General features: G+C 47.8%; 5 protein-coding genes. All 5 read left to right on the top strand.

The window, feature by feature from the left end:
• Positions 1–105: 105 nt before the first annotated feature.
• Genes cmoA through ACTHY5_RS11160 form a run of 5 tightly spaced genes read left to right on the top strand, consistent with a single transcriptional unit; the run spans position 106 to position 5,130 of the window.
• Positions 106–849 carry a carboxy-S-adenosyl-L-methionine synthase CmoA gene (cmoA, locus tag ACTHY5_RS11180; protein ID WP_441879648.1) on the top strand — a complete coding sequence of 248 codons (744 nt, stop codon included), beginning with the start codon at positions 106–108 and terminating at the stop codon, positions 847–849.
• Positions 846–1,856, top strand: coding sequence for a tRNA 5-methoxyuridine(34)/uridine 5-oxyacetic acid(34) synthase CmoB (cmoB, locus tag ACTHY5_RS11175; RefSeq protein ID WP_441879646.1), 1,011 nt, complete (start codon positions 846–848; stop codon positions 1,854–1,856). Before cmoA ends, cmoB begins: the two co-directional genes overlap by 4 nt.
• Complete coding sequence (locus ACTHY5_RS11170) at positions 1,849–2,613, top strand: ATP-dependent zinc protease family protein (protein WP_441879644.1); 765 nt, start codon at positions 1,849–1,851, stop codon at positions 2,611–2,613. The genes cmoB and ACTHY5_RS11170 overlap by 8 nt, the downstream gene beginning before the upstream one ends.
• A gap of 5 nt (positions 2,614–2,618) precedes the next feature.
• Positions 2,619–4,148 (top strand): inactive transglutaminase family protein, encoded by a 1,530-nt coding sequence (locus ACTHY5_RS11165; protein WP_441879642.1) that lies wholly within the window; start codon positions 2,619–2,621, stop codon positions 4,146–4,148.
• Positions 4,141–5,130 carry an alpha-L-glutamate ligase-like protein gene (locus ACTHY5_RS11160; protein WP_441879640.1) on the top strand — a complete coding sequence of 330 codons (990 nt, stop codon included), beginning with the start codon at positions 4,141–4,143 and terminating at the stop codon, positions 5,128–5,130. Before ACTHY5_RS11165 ends, ACTHY5_RS11160 begins: the two co-directional genes overlap by 8 nt.

Raw genomic sequence — 5,130 nt, 5'->3', positions numbered from 1 at the left:
GCTTGGCGCTGTATGACTTGTCGCTCGCCATGGCTTCTTTTACAATGGCAGCCATTGTGTACAGCCTCAGAGCTGTCATCCGCCACTGGTTATTATTCATTCGCTATGCAATCAAAAGATCACATCTTCGCCGCCCCAATAGCCCAATTGGGCGACTTCAACTTCGACCAAAATGTAGCCGAAGTTTTTCCCGACATGATCAAGCGCTCTGTGCCGGGCTACTCCAATATTATTGCCGCCATCGGCATGATGACTGCCCGCTTTGCTCAGCCTAATAGTCAATTGTATGACTTAGGTTGCTCATTAGGGGCGGCAACGCAAGAGATGCGTCGTAATTTAACGCAAGCTGGCTGTACTCTGATTGCCGTTGATAACTCGAGTGCTATGTTAGAGCGCGCAGCCAGCCATTTAGCGGCTTTTAAATCTGACATTCCAGTCACACTCACCGAGGCCGACATTTGCGACATCAATATTGAAAATGCCTCGGTTGTAGTACTTAACTTCACCTTGCAGTTTATAGACCCTGAGCAACGCGAAGCTTTATTACAAAAAATTTATGCCGGGTTAAACCCAGGCGGGGTGCTTATTTTAAGTGAAAAGTTTATTAGCACCAACGACACCGTGAATGAACTCCTCATCGATTTGCACCACGACTTTAAACGCGCCAATGGTTATAGCGAGTTAGAGGTTAGCCAAAAGCGCACCGCACTCGAAAATGTATTGCGCCCAGACACTCCAGAACAACATAAAGCCCGCCTCTCACGCGTCGGCTTTGCTCACATAGATATGTGGTTTCAGTGTTTTAACTTTGGCTCCATGGTGGCCATTAAACAGGCGGCGAACACATGATTGATTTTAGTGATTTTTATCAACAAATAGCCAAAAGCCGCTTGCAACATTGGCTGCACTGCTTACCCGCCCAACTTTATGCTTGGCAAAAAAGTCACCTTCATGGTGACTTGCCACGCTGGGGGCGCGCATTGCGCAAACTGCCCTCTACCCACACCCATTATCTTGAATTAACGGATAGCGTCAGCATTGGACGCCCAGACGAGATAAGCTCTGGTGAACAAAAAAAGATAACCAATTTATTGGATCAGTTTCATCCTTGGCGCAAAGGTCCCTTTAACGTACATGGCATCGACATTGATACCGAATGGCGTTCCGACTGGAAATGGGATCGCCTAGCGCCGCATATTAGCCCGCTTAAACATCGCTATGTGTTAGATGTGGGCTGTGGCAGTGGTTATCACTTATGGCGCATGCGCGGTGCAGGGGCCAAAATGGCCGTCGGCATAGATCCCTCTGCATTGTTTTTATGCCAATTTGAGGCCATTAAGCACTTTAGTAATGGCTATAAAGGCATTCAATTATTGCCTTTGGGTATTGAAGAGCTGCCTGAGCTTAATGCGTTTGATACCGTTTTTTCGATGGGAGTGCTTTATCACAGACGCTCCCCTATCGATCACTTACTGCAATTAAAAGCGCAATTATGTGATGGTGGCGAACTGGTATTAGAAACCCTGGTTATTGAAGGTGACGAAAACCAAGTACTAGTGCCCGGCGAGCGCTATGCAAAAATGCGTAATGTCTGGTTTATTCCCAGCTCAGCCGCTTTAGTGAACTGGTTAACAAAGTGCGGTTTTGAAAATATAAGAGTCGTGGATGAAGGCAAAACGGATTTGGGTGAGCAAAGGCGCACCCAATGGATGCGCAATGAATCACTGGCAGACTTCCTCGATCCAGAAGACTCAAATAAAACCATAGAAGGCTACCCGGCGCCTATAAGAACCATTATTATCGCCAATAAACCGGTAGACCCACAAAATACACCTTTAGAGGCACACTATGAATAATGCTGTAATATCCCTATTTGTTCCGCTATTGCTCACCGCCTGTGTTAGCCAAACGTCACCAACGGACGCAACGCCCAAGCCTCAGCCTATTACTGAGCCCGAGCTCAGTGCTAACCTAATCAGCTTAGAAGCTCGGCTAAACGACAGCATACTCAAACAAACCACGCAACTTAGCCACCGTCATCACCTTAAAATGACGGCCTTGCAACAGGATATTAGAAACTTGAAAAGCAAATTAGATCGTTCTGTAGCGGCGCCCTCGCCAGTGGTCAATAACAATGCTCCCCTCTCACCGGAAAATGAAACTCAAGACGGTAAACTCATTGTTGGTGAAACAGAAACAATCTGGCTCGATAGCATTAATGACAGCTTTGCCGCGCGTATTGATACTGGGGCCACCACCTCATCGCTGAGCGCCCAAGATATCACGGTATTTGAGCGAGACGGCAACCCTTGGGTGAGCTTTAATATGGCGCACGAAGGCGTAGATGAAAAGCTGCAAATAGAAACGCCTTTGGTGCGCTATGTGCGTATTCGTCAAGCCTCGGCCGATGACATAGAGCGCCGCCCCGTGGTGGAGTTAAATATTCGTCTGGGTCGCTTATCAGAAAAAACCGAATTTACCCTCACCGACCGCAGCCAAATGACCTATTCAGTACTGTTAGGGCGTGAGTTCTTAAAAGACATCGCAGTGGTTGATATTGCCCGTAAAAATGTTCAGGGCAAGCCTAAGCGCCCTCTTTCTGCTAACGAGTAACCCTTATGTACTCTCGTAAACCTTTTTATATTATTGTTGCCGTGCTGTTTTTAGCCGGTCTGGCACTCATGCTACAGCGCCACTTTGTGTATGAAGTGCCCTGGATGCCCGGTGAAAAACGCCAAATTTGGTCTATTGAGGCTAAAGTGGAATTTGAAGCCCAAGGCAAACCCGTTAAAGCCTCACTGGCCATTCCGGGTAGCCAACCGGGCTTTACGCTAATGAATGAGTCAGCCGCATCACCCGGTTATGGTTTATCTTTTGTTGAAGCCAATGGCAGCAACCGAGCTGAGTGGACCATACGCAACGCCCAAGGCCATCAAGAGCTGTACTATAAAGTCGACATGATGCACGACCCCTTTGCCAAGGCGCCCTTGTCGACTCAGCTGCCCGCCATGACGGCAGTAGAAGTAGCCGAGCCTTATGCCACCGCCATGGATCAAGTGTTATCTTTAGCCACAGAGCGTTCGGCTGATGGCATCACCCTCACTCGCGAGCTTATAAAAGAGCTAAATAATCGCGGCCAAAATGCTGAATTACTCGCACAATATAAGGCACCGGGGCCACTATTAGTCGAGCTATTGCACAGAGCCGCCGTGCCAGCACGGTTATTACAAGGGTTACAACTAGAAGATGGTCGTCGTCGCCAGCCGCTCATTAACTTAGTACAAGTTTACGAAGGTGAGTCATACGAGTTATTTAATCCCGAAACCGGCGCTCAAGGCCTGCAAGAACAACAATTGCTATGGGAATATCATTCATCGCCGGTACTGGACCTAGTAGGGGGCAGTAACTCTCGCGTCACCTTTACCATGCTCCAACAAGAGCTGCCCACGAATATTGCCTTGGCTAAAAAGTTCGATCAGCCCAGCTGGATTGACGTTTCGCTATATAACTTGCCCCTAGAAGAACAAGCGCTGTTTAAAGGTATTTTATTAGTGCCGATCGGCGTGCTGGTGGTGGTGTTTTTACGCATTATTGTCGGCATAAAAACCTCAGGCACCTTTATGCCAGTGCTGATTGCCATGGCATTTATTCAAACCAGTTTAATCACCGGCTTAGTGGGCTTTTTAATTATTGTCGGCACAGGGTTAATACTGCGATCTTACCTCTCGCATCTTAACTTGCTGCTGGTGGCGCGAATATCGGCCGTTATTATTATGGTGATCGGTATTATTGGCTTCTTTAGTATTATGGCCTATCAACTGGGCCTGACCGAGGGTATGAAAATCACCTTCTTCCCCATGATCATTTTGGCCTGGACCATAGAGCGCATGTCAATTTTATGGGAAGAAGAAGGCCCTAAAGAAGTGGTCAAGCAAGGCGGCGGCTCGTTAATGGTGGCCGTGGTGGCATTTTTAGCCATGAACAGTGAAATTGTGCGCCATATTACCTTTAACTTTTTAGGCTTACAGCTCATTGTGATGGCCGTGGTTTTACTACTGGGTAACTACACCGGTTATCGTCTTACTGAGTTAAAGCGCTTTAAGCCCTTGGTAGATGAGTATAATACGGATGGCCGCAAGCATGATTAAACGTTGGCTAGCACAATACGCCTCCCCTTTTGCCCTCGATAAAATGGGTATTATGGGCATGAACCAGCGTAATATTTCTTATATCAGCCGTTATAATCCACGGCGCTTATATCCCCTAGTGGATGATAAGCTAGAAACCAAACGTATTGCGCTAGATGCCGGCGTTACTGTGCCTGACTTAATTGGGGTAATTGAGTTTCAGCATCAAGTATCAAGCCTGCTAGAAAAAATAAAAGACTGGCCAGGGTTTTGTATTAAACCGGCCAAAGGCTCTGGCGGTAAAGGCATAGTGGTCATTGTGAATCACGATGGCCAACACTTTATTAAGCCCAGCGGTAAAGGCGAAAGCATTGTCGATCTTGAGCGCCACGTGTCTAATATTCTTGCCGGCTTATTCTCATTAGGTGGTAAACCCGATGTGGCGTTAATTGAGGCGTTAATTGATTTTGATGAAGTCTTTGACGGCTTCTCTTATGAAGGCGTACCCGACAGCCGCGTGATCGTCTTTAAAGGCTTTCCGGTAATGGCCATGATGCGCTTATCTACCAAGGCCTCAGACGGTAAAGCTAACCTGCACCAAGGTGCGGTAGGCGTAGGGCTCGACATTAATACCGGTAAAGCCATACGCGCCGTGCAATTTAACCAGCCGGTTCGCTACCACCCAGATACAGGCCGCGATTTACTCGATCTTAAAGTGCCCTATTGGGAGCTACTACTAAGCTTGTCATCATCCTGTTACGAAATGTCAGGCCTTGGCTACATTGGCACCGACATGGTGCTCGATAAGCAAAAAGGCCCCATGTTGCTAGAACTTAACGCCCGCCCAGGCTTAGCGATTCAAACCGCCAACGGCGCAGGCTTAGTCCCTAGATTGCGTAAAATCGAACAACTCGGCAAAAAGGCCACCTTTAGCCCCGAAGAAAGAGTCGCCTTCGCCCGCCGCGAATTTGCCGCAGAAGTACAAATAACAACCCCCAGTTAA

The sequence above is a fragment of the Oceanisphaera sp. genome (assembly GCF_052084945.1).
Lineage (GTDB): Bacteria > Pseudomonadota > Gammaproteobacteria > Enterobacterales > Aeromonadaceae > Oceanimonas.
The sequence above is the reverse complement of the archived record's forward strand: the minus strand, read 5'-3'. Positions and strand labels throughout refer to the sequence as shown.